The 24,936-nt window shown below is 61.4% G+C and carries 23 protein-coding genes; 14 read left to right on the top strand and 9 right to left on the bottom strand.

Going from position 1 to position 24,936, the window contains the following annotated elements:
* Positions 1-146: 146 nt before the first annotated feature.
* The 4 genes from hslO to ACOWVD_RS21610 all read right to left on the bottom strand — a co-directional run bounded on the left by hslO (position 147) and on the right by ACOWVD_RS21610 (position 4,369).
* Positions 147-1,025: an Hsp33 family molecular chaperone HslO gene (gene hslO, locus ACOWVD_RS21625; RefSeq protein WP_015379307.1), complete on the bottom strand. Its 879-nt coding sequence runs from the start codon at positions 1,023-1,025 to the stop codon at positions 147-149.
* A gap of 25 nt (positions 1,026-1,050) precedes the next feature.
* A complete protein-coding gene (gene hslR / locus ACOWVD_RS21620; RefSeq protein WP_015379306.1) occupies positions 1,051-1,458 on the bottom strand; it encodes a ribosome-associated heat shock protein Hsp15 in 408 nt (135 codons plus the stop codon).
* Positions 1,455-2,135, bottom strand: coding sequence for a GMP/IMP nucleotidase (gene yrfG, locus ACOWVD_RS21615; RefSeq protein ID WP_004930298.1), 681 nt, complete (start codon positions 2,133-2,135; stop codon positions 1,455-1,457). Before yrfG ends, hslR begins: the two co-directional genes overlap by 4 nt.
* 98 nt (positions 2,136-2,233) lie before the next feature.
* On the bottom strand, positions 2,234-4,369 hold the full coding sequence (locus tag ACOWVD_RS21610) for an intracellular growth attenuator family protein (RefSeq protein WP_421105776.1): 2,136 nt from the start codon (positions 4,367-4,369) through the stop codon (positions 2,234-2,236).
* 445 nt (positions 4,370-4,814) lie between these two features.
* Between ACOWVD_RS21610 and nudE the strand changes: the two genes are divergently transcribed.
* The gene (gene nudE, locus ACOWVD_RS21605; RefSeq protein ID WP_015379304.1) at positions 4,815-5,369 is read left to right on the top strand and encodes an ADP compounds hydrolase NudE; all 555 of its coding nucleotides are present in this window, start codon (positions 4,815-4,817) and stop codon (positions 5,367-5,369) included.
* Between the two features lie 50 nt (positions 5,370-5,419).
* Here nudE and mrcA read toward each other — a convergent pair whose 3' ends face one another.
* Positions 5,420-7,978 (bottom strand): peptidoglycan glycosyltransferase/peptidoglycan DD-transpeptidase MrcA, encoded by a 2,559-nt coding sequence (gene mrcA / locus ACOWVD_RS21600; RefSeq protein ID WP_031300057.1) that lies wholly within the window; start codon positions 7,976-7,978, stop codon positions 5,420-5,422.
* A 121-nt stretch (positions 7,979-8,099) separates the two neighbouring features.
* Here mrcA and pilM point away from each other — a divergent pair, with 121 nt between their 5' ends.
* From pilM to trpS, 12 genes are all read left to right on the top strand, one after another.
* Positions 8,100-8,933 (top strand): pilus assembly protein PilM, encoded by an 834-nt coding sequence (pilM, locus tag ACOWVD_RS21595; RefSeq protein WP_033631912.1) that lies wholly within the window; start codon positions 8,100-8,102, stop codon positions 8,931-8,933.
* Positions 8,933-9,472 carry a PilN domain-containing protein gene (locus ACOWVD_RS21590; protein ID WP_033631913.1) on the top strand — a complete coding sequence of 180 codons (540 nt, stop codon included), beginning with the start codon at positions 8,933-8,935 and terminating at the stop codon, positions 9,470-9,472. The genes pilM and ACOWVD_RS21590 overlap by 1 nt, the downstream gene beginning before the upstream one ends.
* Positions 9,465-9,956 (top strand): hypothetical protein, encoded by a 492-nt coding sequence (locus tag ACOWVD_RS21585; protein WP_421105775.1) that lies wholly within the window; start codon positions 9,465-9,467, stop codon positions 9,954-9,956. Before ACOWVD_RS21590 ends, ACOWVD_RS21585 begins: the two co-directional genes overlap by 8 nt.
* On the top strand, positions 9,949-10,308 hold the full coding sequence (locus ACOWVD_RS21580; protein WP_033645613.1) for a HofP DNA utilization family protein: 360 nt from the start codon (positions 9,949-9,951) through the stop codon (positions 10,306-10,308). Before ACOWVD_RS21585 ends, ACOWVD_RS21580 begins: the two co-directional genes overlap by 8 nt.
* Positions 10,305-11,549 carry a DNA uptake porin HofQ gene (gene hofQ / locus ACOWVD_RS21575; protein WP_075201882.1) on the top strand — a complete coding sequence of 415 codons (1,245 nt, stop codon included), beginning with the start codon at positions 10,305-10,307 and terminating at the stop codon, positions 11,547-11,549. Before ACOWVD_RS21580 ends, hofQ begins: the two co-directional genes overlap by 4 nt.
* A 349-nt stretch (positions 11,550-11,898) precedes the next feature.
* A complete protein-coding gene (gene aroK / locus ACOWVD_RS21570) occupies positions 11,899-12,420 on the top strand; it encodes a shikimate kinase AroK (protein ID WP_004391482.1) in 522 nt (173 codons plus the stop codon).
* 106 nt (positions 12,421-12,526) lie between these two features.
* Positions 12,527-13,627, top strand: a complete 1,101-nt coding sequence (gene aroB / locus ACOWVD_RS21565) for a 3-dehydroquinate synthase (protein ID WP_048326338.1) — start codon at positions 12,527-12,529, stop codon at positions 13,625-13,627.
* A 156-nt stretch (positions 13,628-13,783) separates the two neighbouring features.
* A complete protein-coding gene (locus ACOWVD_RS21560; RefSeq protein WP_021504768.1) occupies positions 13,784-14,797 on the top strand; it encodes an SPOR domain-containing protein in 1,014 nt (337 codons plus the stop codon).
* Between the two features lie 84 nt (positions 14,798-14,881).
* Positions 14,882-15,694 (top strand): adenine-specific DNA-methyltransferase, encoded by an 813-nt coding sequence (gene dam, locus ACOWVD_RS21555; protein ID WP_004930319.1) that lies wholly within the window; start codon positions 14,882-14,884, stop codon positions 15,692-15,694.
* A 51-nt stretch (positions 15,695-15,745) separates the two neighbouring features.
* Positions 15,746-16,423, top strand: a complete 678-nt coding sequence (gene rpe, locus ACOWVD_RS21550) for a ribulose-phosphate 3-epimerase (protein ID WP_004930320.1) — start codon at positions 15,746-15,748, stop codon at positions 16,421-16,423.
* Positions 16,416-17,114 carry a phosphoglycolate phosphatase gene (locus tag ACOWVD_RS21545; RefSeq protein ID WP_021504769.1) on the top strand — a complete coding sequence of 233 codons (699 nt, stop codon included), beginning with the start codon at positions 16,416-16,418 and terminating at the stop codon, positions 17,112-17,114. Before rpe ends, ACOWVD_RS21545 begins: the two co-directional genes overlap by 8 nt.
* A gap of 2 nt (positions 17,115-17,116) precedes the next feature.
* The gene (gene trpS / locus ACOWVD_RS21540) at positions 17,117-18,124 is read left to right on the top strand and encodes a tryptophan--tRNA ligase (protein WP_004930324.1); all 1,008 of its coding nucleotides are present in this window, start codon (positions 17,117-17,119) and stop codon (positions 18,122-18,124) included.
* A 51-nt stretch (positions 18,125-18,175) separates the two neighbouring features.
* Here trpS and cysG read toward each other — a convergent pair whose 3' ends face one another.
* The 4 genes from cysG to nirB are packed head-to-tail and all read right to left on the bottom strand — an operon-like array spanning position 18,176 to position 23,319.
* Entirely contained in the window at positions 18,176-19,579 is a 1,404-nt protein-coding gene (gene cysG, locus ACOWVD_RS21535; RefSeq protein WP_085058887.1) for a siroheme synthase CysG, read from the bottom strand.
* A gap of 50 nt (positions 19,580-19,629) precedes the next feature.
* Positions 19,630-20,430, bottom strand: a complete 801-nt coding sequence (nirC, locus tag ACOWVD_RS21530) for a nitrite transporter NirC (RefSeq protein WP_049240518.1) — start codon at positions 20,428-20,430, stop codon at positions 19,630-19,632.
* Positions 20,431-20,446: 16 nt separating this feature from the next.
* Positions 20,447-20,773, bottom strand: coding sequence for a nitrite reductase small subunit NirD (nirD, locus tag ACOWVD_RS21525; protein ID WP_015379293.1), 327 nt, complete (start codon positions 20,771-20,773; stop codon positions 20,447-20,449).
* Positions 20,770-23,319: a nitrite reductase large subunit NirB gene (nirB, locus tag ACOWVD_RS21520; protein WP_015379292.1), complete on the bottom strand. Its 2,550-nt coding sequence runs from the start codon at positions 23,317-23,319 to the stop codon at positions 20,770-20,772. The genes nirD and nirB overlap by 4 nt, the downstream gene beginning before the upstream one ends.
* Positions 23,320-23,622: 303 nt before the next feature.
* On the opposite strand from nirB, the gene ACOWVD_RS21515 reads away from it, so the two are divergent.
* Entirely contained in the window at positions 23,623-24,891 is a 1,269-nt protein-coding gene (locus tag ACOWVD_RS21515) for a cytosine deaminase (RefSeq protein ID WP_033631922.1), read from the top strand.
* Positions 24,892-24,936: the final 45 nt, after the last annotated feature.

Here is a 24,936-nt window from a genome sequence, read left to right as displayed (position 1 = left end):
AACGGTGCGTAACCGCGATGGGTATCAAATATTTAACGTTTTAGGCGGTATTTCGTTACGATCTGAGAGATAGCACACGGAAAAAAGCAAACGTGCAAACGGCGGGCGTTGGCGGGCGCCGGGCGCACCCGCCGAAAGGGTGTAACTTAGTGCAACTGGTCGCTTTCGCCGGTGTTACCCGCATACAGCGCGGCAACATCAACCGGGTCAAAGACATAGTGGCTGCCACAGTAGTCGCAGTGCATGTCGATATTGCCGTCCTGCTCCAGCATGTCCGCCACTTCGTCGGTCGGCAGGGTCAGCAGCGCGTCGGCGCAACGCTGGCGAGAACAGGTGCAGCGGAACTGCACGTCCTGCGGTTCGTACAAGGTGACCTCTTCCTGATGGTACAGGCGGTACAGCACTTCGTTGGCCGGCAGGCCGAACAGCTCTTCGCTTTTGACCGTGTTGGTCAGTTGCACCAGATGATCGAAATCATCGAGGTTGCCGTCCTGCGCCGGCAGCACCTGCAGCAGCATGCCGGCCGCCGCGGCGTTGCCTTCCGCTTCGCCGGTGCGGATAAACAGGCGGGTTGGCAGCTGTTCGGACTGGCGGAAGTAGGCTTCCAGGCATTCGGCCAGGGTTTCACCTTCCAGGCCGACGACGCCCTGATAGCGCTCGCCTTCCGTCGGGGAAATGGTGATGACCATGACGCCGTTGCCGATCATCTGATGCAAGGTGCTGTCGTCGGCGATAGGCGCCTGGGTGCGCGCAACGCCGCGCATCTCCTGGCGGTTGTTGCCGTTGATCACCGCCAGCTTCAGCGGGCCGTCGCCTTGCAGCTGAACGGTGATGTCGCCGTCGAACTTCAGGGTCGCGGTCAGCAGACTGGTGGCGACCAGCAGCTCGCCCAGCAGTTTTTGCACCGGCGCCGGGTAGTCGTGGTTATTCAGGATCTGCTGATAGGTTTCGCTGACGGTAACCAGCTCGCCGCGCACCGCGTAGTTTTCAAACAGGTAACGGTGCAATTGGTCATGGTTGGACATAATCTTCTCTCATTGCGGTGAGGGGTTATTCCGGCTCACCAAATTTAAATTTCATCAGGTCGCGCCGCTCCTTTTTGTCCGGACGACGGTCCGGATGCGGCATGGTCAACGCGTTCATCTTGCGCGCCAGCGCCATTTTTTCGCGGTTGGCGATGCTGGCTTCGGTTTCCTGATACATTTGCTGCGCCTCGCCGGCGCCGCGGCGTTGGCTGGTCAGCGCCAGCACGATCACCGTACGTTCTTCGTTGCCCTGCCGCAGCTTGAGCTCGGCGTTAAGTTCGACAATCTTGCTCGGCTTGCCACGCTGGCCGTTGTAATGCACCTTGCCACCGTCGATCATTTCGCGCGCCAGCGCGCGGGTCTTGTAGAAGCGTGCGGCCCACAGCCACTTATCCAGCCGGACCGCGTCGTCGCGCGTCGCTTTTTCCTTCATGCTTCCCCCTTGGCCAGCGCCGGTATCAGCAGGCGATAGTCGCGCATCGACGGATGGCGCTGGAAGCTTTTCTCCGCCGTGCTGGAGTCCGGGTTTTGCACGCCCAGGCAGTAACGAATGCCGAAAGTGCGCGCCGCGTCGAGGATCGGCTCGCCGTCGTCGACAAACAGCGTGCGCTGCGGGTTGAATCCGGTGTGCTGTTGCACCGCCTGCCACAGCCGCTGATCTTCTTTCGGATAACCAAATGTGTGGGTGGAAAACAATAAATCAAGGTGCCGATCCAGACCGGTATGCTCGATTTTCACCGCCAGGCTGTGCGGATGGGCGTTGGTCAGCAAAATGGTTTGCAGGCCGGCGCCGCGCAGCGCCCGCAAAAATGGCTCGGTGTCCTCGCGCAGCCGGGCGCGGCTGCCCACTTCGCTGGTCATGCGGTAGATATCCAGATCCAACCGCTCGCTCCAGTAATCGAAGCAATACCAATTCATGGTGTGCTGCACCGCCTGATATTCCCGCTCAATAATATTGCGGGCTTCGTCAAACGGAATGGCGCGCCTTTCGCTCAGCGCTTGCGGCACCAGGCTGAGCCAAAAGTGGCTGTCGAATTCCAGATCCAGCAAGGTGCCGTCCATATCCAGCAGCACGGTATCGATCTGCGGCCAATCAAACTCGGGAACCATAAAAACTCCACGGGCGAACCGACGGGCGGTCCGCAGATGAGAATAATAGCGTTAGCGTAGCATAAGCAGATGACAGGGCGGAGGCCCCGGCGTCAGGTTCAGGGCATCGGCCGCATCGACATCGGATTGAGCTGCGGGTTGAAGCAGCTGTCGTAGTAACGCTGGATATCGGCGACGCGGTGTTGATTGATGCGCCGACGCTGCACCAGCCGCCAGGCGTTATAGCCCAGGCTGACGACCACCGCCAGCAACAGCAGGCTGGTGCCGAGGTAGCGCCACAGGGTGATCATGTCCGGTTCGCTGTGCAGCGCCACGTGGCGGGTGCCGTTGGCATCGACGCTGAGGCTGGTGATCACCCCCTGGGCCTGGAACGGGGTATGCAACAGCAGAGTGGAAAGGCGCTGCAGCTCATTCCACTGGTCGAGGGCGTTGTATTCGCTTTGCGGCACCGAGGATTGCGGGTGGCTGACCAGTTGGCGGCCTTCGTCGCTGCGGATCAGGAAACCGCCCGGTGGCGGGCTGTTGAGCGCCGCGGCGGCCAGGCGCGTTTCATTGAAGATGAACGATGACGTGGCCACTTTGGTCAGGCTTTCCAGCGACTCGGCGCTCACCGGGCGCAGCAGAACGTTGACGCCTTGCAGCGCGCCGGACCTGGCGCGTTTCATCAGGCCGCTCCAGTTTTTGGCGTTGCCCAGGTTGACCAAGGCGTTTTTTAACCGCACGCAGTCGTTTTCTGCCTGACATAAATCCTGAGTTTTCAAAACGATATCAGAGAAGTCATCCAACAGGATCATGCCGGATTTCTCGATGGCGCTGGCCAGCTGCGGGTTGACCTTCTGATCGGCGCCGCTCGGATGCAGCTGGCTGTTGACCGTGGCCAGCAGGGCCGTCGCTTTGTCTATGACTTCCGATTCCGGCTGCGGCAGCGGGGCGGCGTTGTTCCAATAGATGCCGGAGCAGTCGAACGGCGCAAAATTGACGGTGCCGCCACCGTTGGCCGGCGGCGGCACATAGCACATGCCGCTGCCGCGCACTTTCAGCGTGTCGCCGATGCGCAGCGGCGTGGCTTCCAGGGCCTGCACGCTGGTCACTTCCACTTTTTGCGCACCCTGCAGCCAGGCCATGCTGAGGGTCAGCGGCAGGTTGAGCGGGATATAGATCAACAGCAACAGCAGTACCAGCGCCGAGCTGGCGACCAGCACCGCGTTGCGGCCCCACTGCTGCAGCGGGAAATTCTTCACTTCGTCATGCAGCGAGAGGAAGCGCCCCTGGCGCACTACCTGCCGATTGAGGTAGACGTCCACATCGGTGGTTTTGCCCAGATCCTGAGTCAGGTACGGCTGCCAATGCGGTGGGTAGATAAGATCGATGATGCCGAGCGAAATGTTGCTGATCTGCCCCTGATCGGACTCGCCGAACAGGCCCCAGCGCTTCGGCGTGCCGCGCAGGCAGTGGATCTCTTTCAGCTCACGCGACGCCGGACGGCGGAACAGGTTCCAGCATCCCCAAGCGATCATCAGCACCGCCACAAAAATCATCCAGGGGATAACCAGCACCGGGCTTATCAGGCTGAAGAACAGCAGCAGCAGTGCGGCGGAGATGATGACGGCTTCGCGGATGCCGTTCGGCCGGTTCAGCGCATGCTCTTCCGGCGTTTCCTTGCGAATATTGACCAGCTCGACATGCTCGCTATCTTCCTTGCGGATGGACGCGTTTTTGGTCGGCGTGGCGGCCACCACCGGCGGCTGCGGCCGGTCGTGAATGTGATCTTTCAGCGAGTGCCCGTTGAGCGAAATCACCAGCGGCAGCGTCTGGGTTCTGATCACTTCCACATGGTTGTCGGCGGTGATATAGGGTTCCCAAAACGGCGGCAGATGCACCTCTTCCGCGTCGAGGTAATAGCGCCATTTATTGGGATCGTCGTTGGCCAGCCCGTAGCGGGTGATGGCGTGCGTGACCGGATATACGTTATCGCTTTGCGGGGTGAGCGCCAGCTTGGCCGCGGGCAGCGTAGCGCCGCCGCCGGGCAACAGTTTGTTGCTCAGTTTGTTTTGCTGACTGAGATAGAACTCGACCGCGGCGCGCTCTTCGTCGGTCAGCTTGCGGTGGGCAGGCTTGATAAACGGCAATGCGTGCGCCAGCGCCGACGGGTTGCGGGCCTTGAACCACAGGTACAGGCCGGCGGCAATCAGGCAGACAAGCACTAAGGCCAATATCAACACTATTGTGCTCATGCAATCCCCATCTCACACCCGTGAATTTCGCCAACCTGATGAAAAGCTGAATATTATACGGAGTAAACCGCCAGGAGGCACCCAGAACTAATGAGGGAACAAACAGATTCTCGCTCTGGATCTCATTCCTTCATGACGCAAGGCCATTTTATCACTGATTCTTGCCTGCGTGATACTAGCAACCGGCCTCTGTCGTCGATATCGGTATTATCCTATTTTCTTGCGCGCTGTTTGCTGAATCAGTACGGAAAATCGCCGGCCGCTGGCTACGCTTGTTAAAAGAAAGTAAATTACTGTTCATGCGCGTTGCGGCGGAGCTTGCCCTTAACGCACAATGTGATCAGGATCGAATTTGGTCAGCGTTTGAGCGCCAACGAGCCGTGCGTTACGCCAATCATTTTTTCGGTTGCCCCGTCCGCGCCTGGGTAACCTCTTTGAGGCAATCATGGATAAACACCTGCAAAAACCTAAAATTCTGAAAGTGGAAACGGTCGCGCGTTCGCGTTTGTTTAACGTCGAGTCGGTCGATTTGGAATTCAGCAACGGTGTTCGGCGGGTGTATGAGCGCATGCGGCCTTCGGATCGCGAAGCGGTGATGATCGTGCCGGTGATTGGCGATGACCTGCTGCTGATCCGCGAATATGCGGTCGGCACCGAATCCTATGAGCTGGGGTTCCCGAAAGGGCTGATCGATCCCGGTGAAGGGGTGCTGGAGGCGGCCAACCGCGAGCTGATGGAAGAGGTGGGGTACGGCGCGAAACGCTTTGATTTTCTCAGTAAGCTGACGATGGCGCCGTCCTACTTTTCCAGCAAAATGAATATCGTGCTGGCGCACGATCTCTATCCGCAGAGCCTGGAAGGGGATGAGCCGGAGCCCTTGCCGCAGGTGCGCTGGCCGATCGCCAACATGATGGCGCTGCTGGCGGAACCGGATTTCCGCGAGGCGCGCAACGTCAGCGCGCTGTTCCTTTCCGAGGCATTTTTGCGCGCGTCGCGCTGATACGCTTCACACCGAATAAAAAAGGGCCAGATTTCTCTGGCCCTTTTCGATCAGAACAGCTCGTGGCTTTCGCCGCCCGGATCGGTCAACGTGGTGCCGGTATCGCGCGATGGGTAGTCCGTCGGCTGCGTTCCTTCGATGAAGTACTCGGAACGGCTGCCGCCGCCACCGCCTGAGAGCTTGCCGCTGCTCTTGTCGATGGTGACGCTGATGATGCCCGGCGGCGGCGTGACTTTCTGCTCAGGGATGCCTTCCAGCGCGGTTTTCATAAAGTCGTCCCACGCCGGCTGGGCGCTCTTGGCACCGCCTTCACCGCCGGAAATCTGATCCGGGATAGCGCCGGATACCGTCGAACGGCCCAGGTCGCGGCGGTGATCGTCGAAACCGATCCACACCGAGGTCACGGTATCCGGGCCATAGCCGGAGAACCAGGCGTCCTTGGAACTGTTGGTGGTACCGGTTTTGCCGCCGATATCATGACGTTTCAGATCGCGGCCGGCTCGCCAGGCGGTACCCATCCAACCCGGTTCGCCGAAGATGTTGCTGTTCAGCGCGTCGTGGATCAGGAAGGCCAGCTGTGTGCTGATGACGTGCGGCGCATACTGTTGGTCGCCGTCCTGCTGTACCTGAGCCGGGGTGACTTGCTCCAGCTGAGGCATCGGCACCGTGCTGTTGTTGCCTTCCTGCGAGGTGGCGACGTTTTCGATGTTGTCGTCGGACAGCACCGCCGAACGGTGGGTATCGCCGTAGATCACCGGCAGGTTACAGCTGCCGCACACCACTTTCGGTTTGGCTTCGAACACCGTATTGCCGTTATCGTCTTCAATTTTGGTGATGAAGTACGGATCGACCAGGTAACCGCCGTTCGCCAGCACCGCGTAGCCGCGCACCAGCTGCATCGGGGTGAAGGAGGCGGACCCCAGCGCCAGCGATTCGGTATGCACGATGTTCTGCGCCGGGAAGCCGAAGCGCTGCAGATATTCCGCCGCGTAGTCGACGCCCATCGCGCGCATCGCGCGCACCATCACCACGTTCTTCGATTGCCCCAACCCCTGTCGCAGGCGAATCGGGCCGTCGTAGGTCGGCGGCGAGTTCTTCGGCCGCCAGTCGGTGCCGGCGCCGGCATCCCAACGGGTAATCGGCAAGTCATTCAGAATGGTGGCCAGCGTCAGGCCTTTATCCATCGCGGCGGTGTACAGGAACGGTTTGATGTTCGAGCCCACCTGACGCAGGGCCTGGGTGACGCGGTTGAATTTGCTCTGATTAAAGTCGAAGCCGCCAACCAGCGCTTTCACCGCGCCGTCGTTCGGGTTGATAGAGACCAGCGCCGAGTTGACGTCCGGCACCTGCGACAGCCACCAGGCTTCGTTCACTTTACGCACCCACACTTGCTGGCCGGCCTGCACTACGTCGGTGACGCGTTTCGGCGTTGGGCCCTGCTGAGTGTCCGAACGGTATGGGCGTGCCCAGCGCATGGTCGCCATCGGCAGGGCAATACTGCTGCCGTCGGCCAGCATCGCCGTCGCTTCCTGCGGGTTGGCGGCGGTGATCACCGCCGGCGCCAGCGGGCCGTAGTTCGGCAGGTTTTTCAGCGAATCGACAATCTGTTTGCGATCCCAGGCCGCTTCGCCGACTTTCCACAATACGTTGGATGGGCCGCGGTAACCGTGGCGCATGTCATAGGCCAGCACGTTGTTGCGTACCGACTCCTGCGCCGCCAGCTGCAGCCGTTTGGTGACGGTGGTGTAAACCTTGTAACCATCGGTATAGGCGTTTTCACCGTAACGCTTGATCATCTCCTGACGCACCATCTCGGAGAGATACGGCGCGGAGAAGCTGATTTCCGGCGCATGGTAATTGGCGACCAGGTCTTCGGAGCGCGCCTGATCGTACTGCGCCTGCGTGATGTAGTGTTCGTCCAGCATGCGCGACAGCACCACGTTGCGACGGGCAACGGCGCGATCGTGCGAATAGAGCGGGTTGAAGGTGGATGGCGCTTTCGGCAGGCCGGCGATGGTCGCCATTTCGCTCAGGGTCAGCTGGCTGACGTCTTTGCCGAAATAGACCTGCGCGGCGGCGCCCACGCCGTAGGCGCGGTAACCCAGATAGATCTTGTTCAGATACAGCTCAAGGATTTCATCCTTGGTGAGCATCTGCTCGATGCGCACCGCCAGGAAGGCTTCCTTGATTTTACGCATCAGGGTGCGTTCCGGGCTTAAGAAGAAGTTACGCGCCAGCTGTTGGGTAATGGTACTGGCCCCCTGCGAAGCGTGGCCGGAGACCAACGCGATGGAGGCGGCGCGGAAGATGCCGACCGGATCGACGCCATGGTGATCATAGAAGCGGCTGTCTTCGGTGGCGATGAATGCGTGCACCATCACCGGCGGAATTTGATCCAGTTTCAGCGGAATGCGGCGTTTCTCGCCGTATTGGGCGATCAGTTCGCCATCGGCGCTGTAGACCTGCATCGGTATCTGCAGCCGCACATCTTTCAGCGTTGCGACGTCGGGCAGCTGCGGCTCGACATATTTGTACAAGCCGAAAATCGAGGCTGCTCCCAGCACGATGCAACATACTGCAAGGATTAGTAAATACTTTACGAACTTCACCTGAGATTTCCCATTTCTAAGTCATTTGGGCAGTTTATAAACAACCGCGCGGTAGTATAAAGGCAAGCCTGCGACATGGATATGTTCTTTTATCATCTGATGTTATGGAGGCTTGCGAAACATGTTCCCTCAAGCATGGCAGGTGGGGCTGGATATACAAATCGACTGCGTGCGGGCGGTGGCGGCCCAACGGCGCCGCAACGGCTGGCAGTTGCGCCACTGGTGGCAGCAGGCGCTGCCGCAGGCGGTTTTACGCGATGGCTGTCTGGAACCTTCCGAATTTCTTATCCGGGCGCTGCGGCAATGGCGCGTCCAACTGCCGCGACATATTTCCTTACGCATTGCCCTGCCGGCGCAGCGCGTGTTGCAGCAACGCATGGCGCAGCCGGACGCGCGGTTGCGCGAGCCGGAACGCAGCGACTATATCGGCGGCCACGGTGTGAAGCAGTTTCCGCTCGACGGCCAGACGCTGGCGCTCGACTATCGCACCGCGCCGGCGGATGAGGCGGCGCTGTTGCTGACCGCCGCGCGGCGGCAGGAGCTGCAGCAGTGGCTGCATTGTCTGCGTCAGGCTGGCCTGCATCCGCAAGCGGTCGATATCACCCCCTGCGCGCTGCGGATGATGGCGACGGCGGCAGGCGTGCCGCCCGCTGCGGGGCTGATGCACCGTCTCGAACGAGAATGGCTGTGGGTGGCGCCGGCCGACGGCGCGTTCGCCTTTGGTCTGGCGCCGGGCGACGATGACGCGCAGGCGCTGCGGGCGCTGCAAGCCCAGATGCCGGCGGGCGACGATCGGCCGATCTATGCCGGCAGCGTGCTGGCGGGTGCCTTGCCCGCCGGTTGCCTTGCCTGGTCGCCGCTCAGCGCCTTCACGCAGCTGCGTCCGCCGTTGCCTGCGCATCCTTCGGCGTTCGCGTTGGCCGGTGGCCTGGCGCTGCGCGAGGAGGATCGCTGATGTATCAGGTCAACTTTCTGCCCTGGCGACAACGCCGCGAGCGGCGACGCGGCTATTTCTGGTTGGGCGTGCTGCTGTTGCAGCTAACGGCACTGCTGCTGGCGCTGTTCCTGGTCGCCGGCCAGTTGCGTCACCAACAGGCGCAGCGGCAGGCGCGGCTGGCGATGCTGGGTGAAGAGCTGGCGGCACTGACGTTGCTCGCCCGTCAGCAACAGCAAGAGCGGGCGCAGCGGGCGCTGCAGCGCGCCCGCGCCGAACGGCAGGCGAGCAACGCCCAACATAACCGGCGTTATTTTCAGCTGCTGCAGCAATTGTCCTCCAGCATTCCTCCACCGCTGTGGCTCACAGCGATGGAGAGTGATGCGGTGAACGGCCTGCGGCTGCGTGGATTGAGCCGCTCTCCTGCGGCCATCACGCAGTTCGAACGGCGGCTGGCGGGGATGCCTGCGTTGCCGCGGTTGCGTTTGGCTGAGGTGGCGCAACGCGACGACGGCCTGTACACCTTTCATCTGGCGGCGCAGTGGGGGCGTGATGGATAACCGTTTGTCATCCGGGCTGCGCCTCTGGCTGAGCTTGCCGGGCTGGCTATTACTGCTGTCGCAAGGGTTGGGTATCGGCACGTTGGCGCTGTTGGGCGGCGGCTGGATGCTGCAAGACGAATGGCGTCAGCGGGAAAGCGCGGCGGAGCGGCAACAGCGCCTGCTGCAACAGATCGCCATGGTGCAACGCCAACTGGACGAGGTACCGGAAACCGCTATCTCGGCGGCGCTACCTCCGTCCACCACCGGCGATCTGGCGAGCGTGCTGCAACGGGCGGGAGGCGCGTTGTTGCGCTGGCAGCGGCAGGAAAAACCGCCGCGGCAAACGCTGAGCTTGCGCATTGACTACGCCGGTTTGCTGGCGCTGCTGGAGACGCTGCCCACCGATTTACGCCTTGAGCAACTGAGCGTGGAGACGCCGTCCCTTGGCATGACGGCGCGGTTGGTTTTGCAGGATGCCACCGAGGATCAGCCCAATGAGTAAAAGGCCCGGCCGTTGGTGGTGGTTGCTATGGCCATGGGCATTGTGCGCTGAGCCGCGCGACCCGTTTGCGCCGCTGCCGATGCCTGCTTGTGCCCAAACGGAGGCGTCGCCGGCGGGCTGGCGACTGAAAGGCGTCATCGGGCAACCGACGCTGCGCTATGGCTGGGTGGTGACGCCGGCGGGGCAATGGTTGCGCCTGCGGCCACAGCAACGGGTGCTGGCCGAACGCTGGCAGGTGACGCAGGTGCAGGCGCGTAGCCTGACGTTAACGGCGCTGACGGCCGAACCAGATTGCCCGGCGAGCCAGGGCGACGTCTCGCTCATGATGGACAACAAGGATGGCAAACCATGAAAGGATGTGCTGGATTGAGCTTGGCGCTGTGGTGCCTGGCGCTCGGCACCGCGCAGGCGCAGGATAAGCAGCGGGTTTCCCTGGAGTTTCAGGATGCGCCGGTCACGGTCATCCTGCAGGCGTTGGCGGATTATCGGCAGATGAACCTGATCGCCGCGCCCGGCGTGAGCGGCAACCTGACGCTGCGGCTGGAGAATGTGCCCTGGCCGCAGGCGCTGGCGTTGACCCTGCGCATGGGAAAACTGGCGATGACGCGGGAAGGCAACGTGATACTGATCTCGCCGGAGCCGGACGCACAGGAAAAAAGGCAGCAGCGAGAGGCGTTGGCGCAGCGGCAACCGCTGCATAGCCTGACCTTGACGTTACAGAACGGCGATGCGGCGGAAATTGCCGAAAGCCTCAACGCCCAACGTGGCGCGTTGCTGAGCGAGCGTGGCAGCGTGTTGGCGGATAAACGCACCAATACGCTGCTGCTGCGCGACACCGCGCCAATCCTGACGCAGTTGAAAAAGCGGATAACGGAAATGGACGCGCCGCTGGCGCAGGTGCAACTGGCGGCGCATATCGTGACCATCAACCGCGAAAGCCTGCGTGAGCTTGGCGTGCGTTGGGGGTTGGCGCCCGACGACAGGCCGGCGCGGCCGTTGCGGCCGGGCAATGTCGGTGTCAACCTGCCGCTGGAGCGCAGCGCGGTGAACGCCGGTTTCCATCTGGCGCGCATCAGCGGGCGTTTGCTGAGCCTGGAGCTGACGGCGCTGGAGCAGGAGAATCAGGTGGAGATCATCGCCAGTCCACGCCTGCTGACGGCGCACCTGCAAACCGCCAGTATCAAGCAGGGAACCGAGATCCCTTACGAAGTGTCAAGCGGCGCCAGCGGTGCGACTGCCATCGAGTTCAAAGAGGCGGTGCTGGGCATGGAGGTGACACCGAAAGTGTTGCCGGACGGGCGCATCACGCTGACGCTGCACATCAGCCAAAATATGCCGGGGCGCGCCATCAGCCGCGGGGCGGGTGAGGCACTGACCATCGATAAACAGGAGATTAAGACGCAGATCACGGTGAAAAACGGTGAAACCCTGGTGCTCGGCGGTATTTTTCAACGGCATAGCGGCAAGACGGCGGACAAGGTGCCGGGGTTGGGGGATGTGCCGTTATTGGGAGGCTTGTTCCGACAAAGCGGCGCACAACAGAAAAAACGCGAGCTGGTGATCTTCATTACGCCGACTCTGATTAAGGGATAAGCGGCTGCCTGTCGGCCGGGCGGCAAATCTCCTAAAGTTGATGAGCAGATACACTTTTTTATCTCCTTGGGGGGATCTGCGTTTGACGCTGCGGCCGATTTAGCTTACAAGGGTTACCGAATTGAGCACCGAGGTTTTTTGTTAGCGTCAAGACGCCGTTAAAAACATATGGTTTCCCTCCCGCGGCGTGGATTGCGATTTATTCGGTTGCCAAACTACCAAGAGTGTTGAGATAATTTTTCGTCTGATCTCGCACTATCGCTCATGAGGTTTCAGTTTAGGTCCCGCCGCTGATTTGATTGGCGGGGCGGGTTAACATTAACGAATTGTCTTAGTAATACCGAAAAACATGGCAGAGAAACGCAATATCTTTCTGGTTGGGCCTATGGGTGCCGGCAAAAGCACTATTGGCCGTCAGTTAGCTCAGCAACTCAATATGGAGTTCTTCGACTCCGATCAAGAAATTGAGCGACGTACCGGAGCTGACGTGGGCTGGGTATTCGACGTGGAAGGGGAAGAAGGTTTCCGCGATCGTGAAGAAAAAGTCATTAATGAACTGACGGAAAAACAAGGGATTGTGTTGGCGACCGGCGGCGGTTCGGTGAAGTCGCGTGAAACGCGCAACCGTCTGTCCGCGCGCGGTGTGGTGGTCTATCTGGAAACCACGATCGAGAAGCAGCTTGCTCGTACCCAGCGTGATAAAAAACGCCCGCTGCTGCAGGTCGATTCTCCGCCGCGTGAAGTGCTGGAAGCCTTGGCGAAAGAGCGCAATCCGTTGTATGAAGAGATTGCCGATGTCACCATCCGCACCGACGATCAGAGCGCTAAAGTGGTTGCCAACCAGATCATCAACATGCTGGAAAGCAACTGATTGCCGCTTTCCGCGTTCGCCGTCGGCCAATGCGGAAAACTGATTTGTGTTCCCCGCCGCAGCGGGGATCAACCACCGCCGCACCATACAGAGAACTGAGCGCGACATGGAGAGAATTACTGTAACGCTTGGGGAGCGCAGCTACCCGATTACCATCGCCGCCGGATTGTTTAACGATCCGGCTTCTTTTATGCCGTTGAAGGCGGGTGAGCAAGCGATGTTGGTCACCAACCAGACCCTGGCGCCGCTTTATCTTGAGCGTGTCCGGCAGGTGCTGGAGCAGGGCGGCGTCGTGGTGGATCAGGTGATCCTTCCCGATGGTGAGCAGTACAAATCTCTGGCGGTGTTGGAGCAGGTGTTTTCGGCGCTGCTGGAAAAACCGCACGGGCGCGATACCACGCTGATCGCCCTCGGCGGCGGCGTTGTCGGCGATCTGACCGGCTTTGCCGCCGCGTGCTACCAACGCGGCGTGCGCTTCATTCAGGTTCCCACCACGCTGTTGTCGCAGGTGGACTCTTCCGTGGGCGGCAAGACCGCCGTCAACCACCCGCTCGGCAAAAACATGATTGGCGCTTTCTATCAACCCGCTTCGGTGGTGGTTGATCTGGATTGCCTGAAAACCTTGCCGACGCGTGAACTCTCTTCCGGCCTGGCAGAAGTCATCAAATACGGGATCATCCTCGATCGCGAGTTCTTCGTCTGGTTGGAAAACAACATCGATGCGCTGATGGCGCTGGATATGCAGGCGTTGGCCTACTGTATCCGCCGCTGCTGTGAGCTCAAGGCCGAGGTGGTGGCCGCCGACGAACGCGAAAGCGGCCTGCGCGCCTTGCTGAATCTGGGCCATACTTACGGCCACGCCATCGAAGCCGAAATGGGCTACGGCGTATGGCTGCACGGCGAAGCGGTGGCTGCGGGCATGGTGATGGCGGCGGAAACCGCGCACCGCCTCGGCCAGTTCTCCGTTGAAGATATCGAACGCATCAAAACGCTGCTGCTGCGCGCCGGCTTGCCGGTCTGCGGGCCGCAGGAAATGACGCCGGGATCCTATCTGCCGCACATGCTGCGCGACAAGAAAGTGCTGGCGGGTGAACTGCGCCTGGTGCTGCCGACCGCGATCGGTGCGGCGGAAGTGCGCGGCGGCGTAGGGCATGAGCTGGTGTTGGCGTCGATCGCCGCCTGCCTGCCTGAGCAGACGCGTAATTAAATCGGACTAAGTAACAGTGGCTTAGCCGCCATTTGCATCTATATTAATACAGTGAGCAGAGCACGACGGGTGTCGCTTTGCCATCATCGGGTTAATCTGCCCGTGCCACGGTAGGTCTACGGTGGTGGGCTTTTGCCTCTAGTTGGAGGGTTTCAGATGGACGAGTTTAAACCGGAAGACGATCTCAGACCTGATAGCAGCGATCGTCGCCCTACGCGCTCGCGCAAGCCGGCCGCCGCGCCGCGCTTCGCCGTTTCGCGCCAACATTTGATGATTGGCATCGGCATTTTGGTGCTGCTGCTGCTGATTATCGGCATCGGTTCCGCCCTGAAGGCGCCGACCAAACATGAAGCGGCTCAGGAGAACGGCGCGCAAAACGGCGGAGCCCGCGATATCAACCTGTCCGGTTCTTCGTCGCTGACTACCGCCAACAACGGCGTGCCGGGCGGTACCACGGATACCCACGATAACAACGGCGTGAGCGCGACTCAGCCGCAGCAACCGCAGAACGTCAGCGTTCCGCCGATCTCCGGCACGCCGACCGAAGCGCAAACGCAGCCTCAGCAGGGCGGTGCGCAGCAGCGCGTCGATTTGCCGGGCAACATGGCGGATGCGTTGTCGCAGCAGCAGGGGCAGGTGGATGCGGCGACCCAAGGCATGACCGGCGCAGCGTCGACGTTGCCGACCGCACCGGCGACGGTGATGAGCGGCGCCGCAGCGCGCGAAGCGACGCGTCCTGTGCAGGGAACCGCGCCGCAACAGCATAAAACGCCGGCGAAAACTGCCGCCGCCAAACCGACCGCAACGCAGCATAAATCACCGACCACGGTGTATACGCCGCCGGCCAAGCCGTCTTCCACCGCGAAAGCGGGAGCGGTCGCCAGCAGCGGCAGCTCTGTGCAGTCTGCGCCGGGCAGCCACTATACCTTGCAGCTGAGCAGCGCTTCGCGTTCCGATACGCTGAACGCCTACGCCAAACAGCAGAAGCTGCAGAATTACCTGGTGTACGCCACCAAGCGTGACGGCAAGCCGTGGTACGTGCTGGTGAGCGGCAACTATGCTTCTTCTGCAGAAGCGAAGCGCGCCATTGCTTCGTTGCCGGCGGATGTGCAGGCGAAAAAACCATGGGTCCGACCTGTACACCAAGTGCAGCAAGATCTTAAAAAATAAATCATTTAAATTTGTGCGCTGATGTGCTGTCTGAAACAGAGTACAATCCGCCGCTCTGAATTGTATAAGTAGCTAATTGACGGCATGAAGAAAAACCGCGCTTTTTTAAAATGGGCTGGTGGAAAATACCCGCTGGTAGATGAGATTCGTCGCCATCTGCCGGCGGGAGACTGCTTAATCGAGCCCTTCGTGGGTGCGGGATCCGTCTTTCTGAATACGGATTACGACGCCTACATTCTCGCCGACATCAATAGCGATCTTATCAACCTGTATAACATCGTTAAGCTGCGCACGGATGACTTCGTGCGCGATGCCCGCACGCTTTTCGCCGATGAATTCAATAACTCGGATCAGTTTTACCTGCTGCGAGAAGAGTTCAATACTAGCACCGAGCCTTACCGCCGGGCGCTGCTGTTCCTGTATCTGAACCGTCACTGCTATAACGGCCTGTGCCGCTATAACCTGCGCGGCGAGTTCAATGTGCCGTTTGGCCGCTACAAGAAACCGTACTTCCCGGAAGAAGAGCTCTACTGGTTTGCCGAAAAATCGCGCAATGCCACTTTTGTCTGCGAGCATTACCGCGATACCATGGCGAAGGCCGTGGCCGGTGCCGTGGTGTATTGCGATCCGCCTTACGCGCCGCTGTCGGCGACGGCGAATTTCACCGCTTACCACACCAACAGCTTCAGCATTGCCGATCAGCAGAGTTTGGCGCATCTGGCGCACCAGCTCTCGGTAGAGAGCCAGGTACCGGTATTGATCTCCAATCACGATACCGAGCTGACGCGCGACTGGTACCAGCATGCTGCGCTGTATGTGGTGAAAGCGCGCCGCACGATCAGCCGCAATATTCTCGGCCGCAGCAAAGTGAACGAGCTTTTGGCGCTGTATCGCTAAGCCGGGGGCACCCCGGCGCATAACAACTCGACCCTACGTTTGGAGAAGCGGATGAAAAAGTTTTTGATTGCCCCGTCCATTCTGTCGGCAGATTTTGCCCGGTTAGGTGAAGATACCGCTAACGTGCTGGCCGCAGGCGGCGACGTGGTGCACTTCGACGTCATGGACAACCACTACGTGCCCAATCTGACCATCGGTCCGATGGTGTGCGAAGCGCTGCGCAACTACGGCATTACCGCGCCGATTGACGTGCATCTGATGGTCAAGCCGGTAGATCGCATCGTGCCAGATTTCGCCAAGGCCGGCGCGTCTTATATCTCTTTCCACCCCGAAGCTTCCGAACATGTCGATCGCACCATTCAGCTGATCAAAGAGCACGGTTGTAAGGCCGGCCTGGTATTCAACCCGGCGACGCCGCTAAGCTACCTCGATTACGTGATGGATAAAATTGACGTGATCCTGCTGATGTCGGTCAACCCGGGCTTCGGCGGCCAGTCGTTTATCCACGGCACTCTGGACAAGCTGCGCCAGGTACGCAAACTGATCGACGACAGCGGTCGCGATATCCGCCTGGAAGTCGACGGCGGGGTGAAAGTGGATAACATCGCCGAAATCGCCGCCGCAGGCGCCGATATGTTCGTCGCCGGTTCCGCCATCTTTGGCCAGCCGGACTACCGCAAGGTGATTGACGAAATGCGCAGCGAGCTGGCGAAGGTTACCCATGGCTGATTTCGGCGCGATCCGCGCATTGGCCTTCGATCTGGACGGCACGCTGGTCGACAGCGCGCCGGGTCTGGCGGCCGCCATCGATATGGCGCTGGAAGAGATGGGCCTGCCGCAAGCGGGTGAGGAGCGGGTTGGCACCTGGATCGGCAACGGCGCCGACGTGCTGGTGCAGCGCGCGCTGCGTTGGGCGGAGGCGGAAGGCACGCCGGAGCAGTGCAGCCGGCTGCGTGAACGCTTCGACCATTTCTACGCGCAGACCGTCGACAGCGGCAGCCGTCTGTTCCCACAGGTGCAAGAGACGCTGGCCCGCCTGGCCGCGCACGGTTACCCGATGGCGCTGGTGACCAACAAGCCGACGCCGTTCGTGGCGCCGCTGCTGGCATCGTTGGGCATTGGCGACTATTTCTCGCTGGTGATCGGCGGCGACGACGTGACGGAAAAGAAACCGCACCCGGCGCCGTTGTACCTGGTGCTCGGCAAGCTTGGCCTGCGCGCGCATGAACTGCTGTTCGTCGGCGACTCACGCAACGATATTCAAGCCGCCCAGGGCGCCGGTTGCCCGAGCGTCGGCTTTACCTACGGTTATAACTACGGTGAATCGATCGCCCTGAGCCACCCCGATCGGGTGTTGGAGCGCTTCGCCGATTTGTTGCCCGCTCTTGGGCTGTCATCTTTAGAGAATCAGGAAATTTAAACATGAGTAAGCCCATCGTATTTAGCGGCGCGCAGCCGTCCGGCGAACTGACCATCGGCAACTACATGGGTGCGCTGCGTCAGTGGGTGCAGATGCAGGACGACTACGACTGCATCTACTGCATCGTCGATCTGCATGCCATCACCGTGCGCCAGGACGCCGAGAAGCTGCGCAAGGCCACGCTGGATACGCTGGCGCTGTACCTGGCCTGCGGCATCGATCCGGAAAAAAGCACCATCTTCGTGCAGTCGCACGTGCCTGAGCACACGCAGCTGAGCTGGGTGCTGAACTGCTACACCTATTTCGGCGAACTGAGCCGCATGACGCAGTTCAAGGACAAATCCGCGCGCTACGCGGAGAACATCAACGCCGGGCTGTTCAGCTATCCGGTGCTGATGGCGGCGGATATCCTGCTGTATCAAACCAACCAGGTGCCGGTGGGCGAAGATCAGAAACAGCACCTGGAGCTGAGCCGCGACGTGGGCCAGCGTTTCAACGCGCTGTACGGCGACGTGTTCAAAGTGCCGGAGCCGTTTATTCCTAAATCCGGCGCGCGCGTGATGTCGCTGCAGGAGCCGACCAAGAAGATGTCCAAGTCGGACGACAACCGCAACAACGTGATCGGCCTGCTGGAAGATCCGAAAGCGGTGACCAAGAAGATCAAACGCGCAATGACCGACTCGGAAGAGCCGCCTGTCGTGCGTTACGACGTGGTCAACAAGGCGGGCGTCTCCAACCTGCTGGATATCCTCGCCGGCGTGACCGGCAAGAGCATTGCGCAGTTGGAAGCCGAGTTTGAAGGCCAGATGTACGGCCACCTGAAAGGCGCGGTGGCGGAAGCCGTCTCCGGCATGCTGGCTGAGCTGCAGGAGCGCTACCACCGCTTCCGCAACGACGAAGCCTATCTGCAGCAGGTCATGCGCGACGGCGCCGCCAAGGCCCGTGCACGCGCGCAGGAAACCCTGGCGAAGGTCTACCAGGCCGTCGGTTTCGTACCGCCGCAGGCGTAACGCCGGCGCAAATAAAAAAAGCGGCCTAAGGCCGCTTTTTTTACGTCGGTATTACGCCATTTGCGCCAGGCTGGCGGGCGATTCCTCGCAGGCGAACCAATTGAGCTTGCTGCGCAGGCTGACCACGCTGCCGACGATGATCAGGCTGGGGCTGGCGGCCTGCAGGGACAAGGCGCCCAGTTGGTGGAGCTCGCCTTCGATCACCCGCTGGCGGCAAGAGGTGCCGTTTTCCACCAGCGCCACCGGCGTGGCGGCCGGCAGTCCGTTCGCGATCAGACGGCGCTGGATTTCCGCCGCTTGCGACAGCCCCATATAGAACACCAGCGTCTGTTGCCCGGCGGCCAGCGTCGCCCAGTCCAATCCACCGTCGGCCTTGGCGTGGCCGGTCACCAGGCGGACGCTCTGCGCATGGTCGCGGTGGGTGAGCGGGATGCCGCTGTAGGCGGAACAGCCGGAGGCGGCGGTAATGCCCGGCACCACCGAGAACGGCACGTTGGCGTCCGCCAGCGTCTCCAGCTCTTCGCCGCCGCGGCCGAAGATAAAGGGATCGCCGCCCTTCAGCCGTACCACGCGTTTGCCTTGCAGCGCCTGCTGCAGCAGAATTTGGTTGATCTGTTCCTGCGGCACGCAGTGGTGCCCGGCGCGTTTGCCGACGAAGATGCGCTCGGCGTCGCGGCGCGCCAGCGCCATGATCTCTTCGGAGACCAGCCGGTCGTAAACCACCACGTCGGCCTGCTGGATCTGTTGCAGCCCTTTCAGCGTCAGCAAACCGGCATCGCCCGGCCCGGCGCCCACCAGCACCACTTCACCGCGATCTGCCGGCTGTTCGCTGAACAGCTGTTCGAGCTGGCGTTCGGCCAGCGCGGCGTCGCCGTTGGCCAGCGATTGCGCCAGCCGATCGTGAGCGAACAACCGTTCCCAGAAGCGACGGCGTGCGCCGAGGCCGCTGAAGCGTTGTTTTACCCGCTGCCGCAGCGAGCCGCCCAGCTGGGCCAGCTTGCCGAGGTGCTGCGGCAGCATCGCTTCCAGCTTCTCGCGCAGCAGCCGCGCCAACACCGGCGCTTTGCCGCCGGAGGACACCGCCACCATGATCGGCGAACGGTCGATAATCGACGGCATGATAAAGCTGGCGCGTTTCGGGTCGTCGACCACGTTGCAGAATACCCGCTGCTGGTTGGCGCATTGGTACACCCGCGCGTTGACCTCCAGCCGGTCAGTGGCGGCGATCACCAGCCATTTTTCCGCCAACAGGCTCGGGCTGAATTCGCCCTCGGCCAGCGTCACCAGGCCTTCTTCCGCCCATTGGCGGAACTGCGGGGTGAAGTCCAGGGCGTTGACGGTCAGCGCCGCGCCGGCGTCCAGCAGCAGGCGCGCTTTGCGTTCGGCGATTTCGCCGCCGCCGACCAGCAGGCAGGCTTTGTGTTGCAGTTGGCAGAAAATCGGCAGGTAATCCATCGGCACTCCTCGGGGTCATCAGGGTGGGGGCGAAAGGCGCCCCCGAAAACTCAGGCGGTCTGACGTGCGGCGGCTTTCGTCGCCTGCGGGCGTTCGGCGCGCGGCGTGGCGTACCAATACCCCAGGCCCATCAGCACCGAGCCGGACAGGATGTTGCCCAGCGTCACCCACAGCAGGTTGTGGCCGATGCCGGCGAGGGTGTAGGCCTCGCTGTGGTTGCCGAACCAGGAGAGGGCGAACAGCGTCATGTTGGCGACGGAGTGTTCGTAACCCGAGGCGATAAAGGCCAGCAGGCACCACCAAATGGCGATGAACCTGGCGGCGCCTTCAACGCGGATCGCCATCCAAATCGCCAGACAAACCAGCCAGTTGCACAGCACCCCCTTGAAGAACAGCACTTCGGCCGGCGCGGTGGTTTTCGCCAGCGCGGCGCTGTGCACCAGGCTGGTATCCACCGGCAGCAGGCTGCCGCCGCCGTAGTAATACATCAGCGCCACCAGCACCGAGCCGAGCAGGTTGCCGAGCCAGGTTTGCGGCAGCACCGCCCACATCTGGCTCTGGCGGATGGTGCCGGCTTTGACGCCGAGCGTCAGGAACATCGTATGGCCGGTGAACAGCTCGGAACCGGCGATGATCACCAGCGTCAGCGCGATGCCGAAGGTGGCGCCCATCACCAGCGGCCGTATGCTTGGGTCGACCAGGTTGCCGAGGGTGAAGATCAGGATGATGCCGAGGCCGACGTAGGCGCCCGCCATCGCCGAACTGATCCAAAAGCCGAGCGGGCTCTCCTTCGCCAGGCGGACGATGCGTGCCGCGTTGGCGGCGCATTTGTTGATCGTATCGGTAAACATGTTGCCTCCCGAAAGGTTATGCCGCGACTTGCACGATGCCGTCGACCACCCGGCTGGTGAAGCTGGCGACGGAACGGCTGTCATCTTCCAGACAGTGACCGTCGTACAGGCGGAAACGCTGTTTCTTCAGCGGGCTGGCGACCCACAATTCGCCCTGATGCTCGGCGATGAGGCCGCGCGACAGCACGCTGGCCTGGGCGAACGGGTCGATATTGCTGATGGCGAACACCTGTTCGTCGGCATAGGGGCGGAACACCGCCACCTGCCGATCGCCGATCAGGGCGCACACGCCGGTGCCGGGCAGAATGTCGGCGACGGGACAAACGGTAATCCACTGGCTCATGCGTGACTCTCCTCGGTATCGATCAGGGTGACGGGAATGCGCTCGTCCGGGCGCGCCGGGCGGTGCTGGTCGCGTTCGGCCACCACCTGCACGTTCGGATCGCGCAGCGGGCTGTTGATGAAGTGGGCGAAGCGCAGCTGCGTTTCCGGGTGCTCGACGGTCTCTTTCCATTCGCAGACCACCGCGTCGCGCAGGCGGGCGATCTCGGCTTCCAACTGCGCGTTGATGCCGAGCTTGTCGTCGACGATCACTTTGCGCAGGTAATCGATGCCGCCTTCCAGGCTCTCCAGCCACACCGAGGTGCGCTGCAGCTTATCGGCGGTGCGGATATAGAACATCATGAAGCGGTCTAGGTAACGCACCAGGGTCTCGCGATCGAGATCGGCGGCCAGCAGATCGGCGTGGCGCGGTTTCATGCCGCCGTTGCCGCAGACATACAGGTTCCAGCCGTTCTCGGTGGCGATGATGCCGACGTCCTTACCCTGCGCTTCAGCGCATTCACGGGTGCAGCCCGAGACGCCGAACTTCATTTTGTGCGGGGTGCGGATGCCTTTGTAACGGTGCTCCAGCGTGACGCCGAAGCCGACGCTGTCGCCGACGCCATAGCGGCACCAGGTGCTGCCGACGCAGGTTTTCGCCATGCGCAGCGCCTTGGCGTATGCGTGGCCGGTTTCAAAGCCGGCGGCGAGCAGCTTGCTCCAGATGGCCGGCAGGTCGTCTTTCTGCGCGCCGAACATGCCGATGCGCTGCGAACCGGTCATTTTGGTGTAGAGGTTGTACTCCTTGGCGATTTGGCCGATGGCCAGCAGGCCGTCCGGGGTGATTTCGCCGCCGGCGGAGCGCGGGATCACCGAGTAGGTGCCGTCTTTCTGGATATTGCCGAGGAAGTTGTCGTTGGTATCCTGCAGCGGCGTATGCTGCGGCTTGAGGATGTACTCGTTCCAGCAAGAAGCCAGCAACGAGCCGACGGTTGGCTTACAGACTTCGCAGCCGTAGCCTTTGCCGTATTTGGTCAGCAGCGCCTCGAACGACTTGATGCCTTCGACGCGGATCAGGTGGAACAGCTCCTGGCGCGAATAGGCGAAGTGTTCGCACAGGTGATGGTTGACCTCGATGCCTTGCTTGCTCAGCTCGGCGTTCAGTACCTGGGTGAGCAGCGGGATGCAGCCGCCGCAACCGGTGCCGGCCTTGGTTTCGGCCTTCAGCGCCGCCACGGTGTGGCAGCCTTTGTTGACCGCCTGGATGATGTCGCCTTTGCTGACGTCGAAGCAGGAGCAGATCTGCGCGCTTTCCGGCAGCGAATCCACGCCGATGGCCGGTTTGCTGCCCGCATGGGCCGGCAGGATCAGGCCGTCCGGGTTTTCCGGCAGTTCGATGCCGTTCAGCGCCAGCTGCAGCAGGTTGCCATAATCGCTGGTGTCGCCCACCAGCACCGCGCCGAGCAGGGTTTTGTTGTCGGCGCTGACGATGAGGCGTTTGTAGACTTCTTTGCTTTCATCCAGATAGACGTAGCTGCGGGCGCCCTCGGTGCGGCCGTGGGCATCGCCGATGCCGCCGACGTCTACGCCCAGCAGCTTCAACTTGGCGCTCATGTCGGCGCCCTGGAAGCCGTTTTCGCGGCCCAGCAGGTGATCGGCGGCCACCTGCGCCATTTTGTAACCCGGCGCCACCAGGCCGAAGGTGCGATCGCGCCAGGCGGCGCACTCCCCGATGGCGTACACGTCCGGATCAGACGTCTGGCAGCTGTCGTTGATGGCGATGCCGCCGCGGCGGCCAATCTCCAGCCCGCATTGGCGCGCCAGCTTGTCCTGGGCGCGGATGCCGGTGGAGAACACGATGAAATCCACCTCCAGCAGGCTGCCGTCGGCGAAATGCAGGGTTTTGCGCGCCGTGCCGCCGCCGTTGACGATCTCCTGGGTGTTTTTGCCGGTGTGCACCTTGACGCCCATGCGCTCGATCTTGCGGCGCAGCTGGTCACCGCCCATCGGGTCGAGCTGTTCGGCCATCAGCACCGGAGCGAACTCGATCACGTGCGTTTCCACCCCCAGGCTTTTCAGCGCGCCGGCGGCTTCCAGCCCCAGCAGCCCGCCGCCGACTACCGCGCCGCGCTTGCTGCGGCGCGCGCAGGCTTCGATGGCGTTCAGGTCTTCGATGGTGCGGTAAACGAAGCAGTCCTGGCTATCCGAGCCTTTAATCGGCGGGATCCACGGGTAAGAGCCGGTGGCCATGATCAGCTTGTCGTAATAAACGGTGCGGCCGGTGTTGGAGTGGATGACCTTCTCGTCGCGATTGATGGTGATAGCGCGCTCGCCGATCAGCACCTTCACGCCGTGTTTTTCGTAAAAGCCTTCGCGCACCAGCGACAGCTCTTCGGCGGTGTGGTGCGAGAAGTAGGAGGAAAGGTGCACGCGATCGTAAGCGATGCGCGGCTCTTCGCAAAATACGGTGATGTCGAATTGGTCTTTGTCTGCTTTATCCAACAGATCTTCGATGAACCGGTGGCCGACCATGCCATTGCCGACGACGGCAAGTTTGACTCTGCTCATTATTGCCTCAAAATTCGGGTTTCCTAGGCTTACCTTATCTCTCCCGAGGGGCAATTTATTGATGCAAATCAATCACACTCTCATATACCTCTAACGTGGTATATAGATGATTTTTCACGTTTTTTGATAAGTTGCGGATTTTATTCACCTTTAGCTGAAGCGAGTCAGTTTGCATGCAAATTACCCCGCAGGGAGTAAACGCAGGGGGTAGGCATGAAACGGTGACTTTGTCAGCGCGATCCGCTGCCAGTATGATGAAGAAAACCAGCGCAACGGCAGAGGTGAAGGGTGGCGAAACGTCCATTGAAGTTTATCGATAACCTGCGTTTAAGCGGGCATGAAGGGTTGTGGCAACTGGCGATCGAGCAGGGGCGCATCGCGCATCTGGTGCCGCAACCGGAAGGGCTGGAGTGGCGCAGCGACGTGTTGGATGCGCAGGGCGGGCTGGCGCTGCCGGCGTTCGTCGAACCGCATATCCACCTGGATACCACGCAAACCGCCGGTCAGCCGGCCTGGAACCAGTCCGGCACGCTGTTCGAGGGCATTGAGCGCTGGGCCGAACGCAAGGCGCTGTTGACTCATGAAGACGTCAAGCAGCGCGCCTGGCAAACGCTCAAGTGGCAGATCGCCAACGGCGTGCAGTATGTGCGCACCCACGTCGACGTTTCCGATCCCACGCTGACCGCGCTGCGCGCCATGCTGGAGGTGAAACGGGAGGTGGCGCCCTGGGTAACGCTGCAGATCGTCGCCTTCCCGCAGGAGGGGATCCTCTCTTATCCCAACGGCGAAGCGCTGCTGGAAGAAGCGCTGCGGCTGGGGGCCGACGTGGTGGGCGCCATTCCGCACTTCGAATTCACCCGCGAATACGGCGTGGAGTCGCTGCACAAGGCGTTCGCGCTGGCGCAAAAATACGATCGGCTGGTGGACGTGCACTGCGATGAGATCGACGACGAGCAATCGCGCTTCGTCGAGACCGTGGCGGCGCTGGCGCTGAAGCTGGAGATGGGGGCGAAAGTCACCGCCAGCCACACCACGGCGATGCACTCTTACAACGGCGCTTACGCCTCGCGGCTGTTCCGCCTGCTGAAAATGTCTGGCATCAACTTTGTCGCCAACCCGCTGGTGAACATTCACCTGCAGGGGCGTTTCGACAGCTATCCGAAACGGCGCGGCGTGACGCGGGTGAAGGAGATGCTGGAGGCGGAGATCAACGTCTGCTTCGGCCACGACGACGTGTTCGATCCCTGGTATCCGCTCGGCACCGCCAACATGCTGCAGGTGCTGCATATGGGGCTGCACGTGTGCCAGCTGATGGGCTATGGCCAAATCGACGACGGGCTGAAGCTGATCACCAGCCACAGTGCGCGCACCCTTAACCTCAGCGACTATGGCCTGGCGGCCGGCAACAGCGCCAACCTGGTGATCCTGCCGGCGGAAAGCGGTTTCGACGCGGTGCGCCGCCAGACGCCGGTGCGTTATTCGATTCGCCAGGGGGCGGTGATCGCCGAAACGCGGCCGGCGGAAACCACGCTGCATTTGCAGCAGGATGAGACGGTGGATTTTCGGCGCTAAGGCGCAAAAAAAGGGCGCCTTGCGGGCGCCCTTGATGAATTTGAT

The sequence above is a fragment of the Serratia sp. SA088 genome, from assembly GCF_049065515.1.
Taxonomy (GTDB): Bacteria; Pseudomonadota; Gammaproteobacteria; order Enterobacterales; family Enterobacteriaceae; genus Serratia; species Serratia nematodiphila.
The sequence above is the reverse complement of the archived record's forward strand: the minus strand, read 5'-3'. Positions and strand labels throughout refer to the sequence as shown.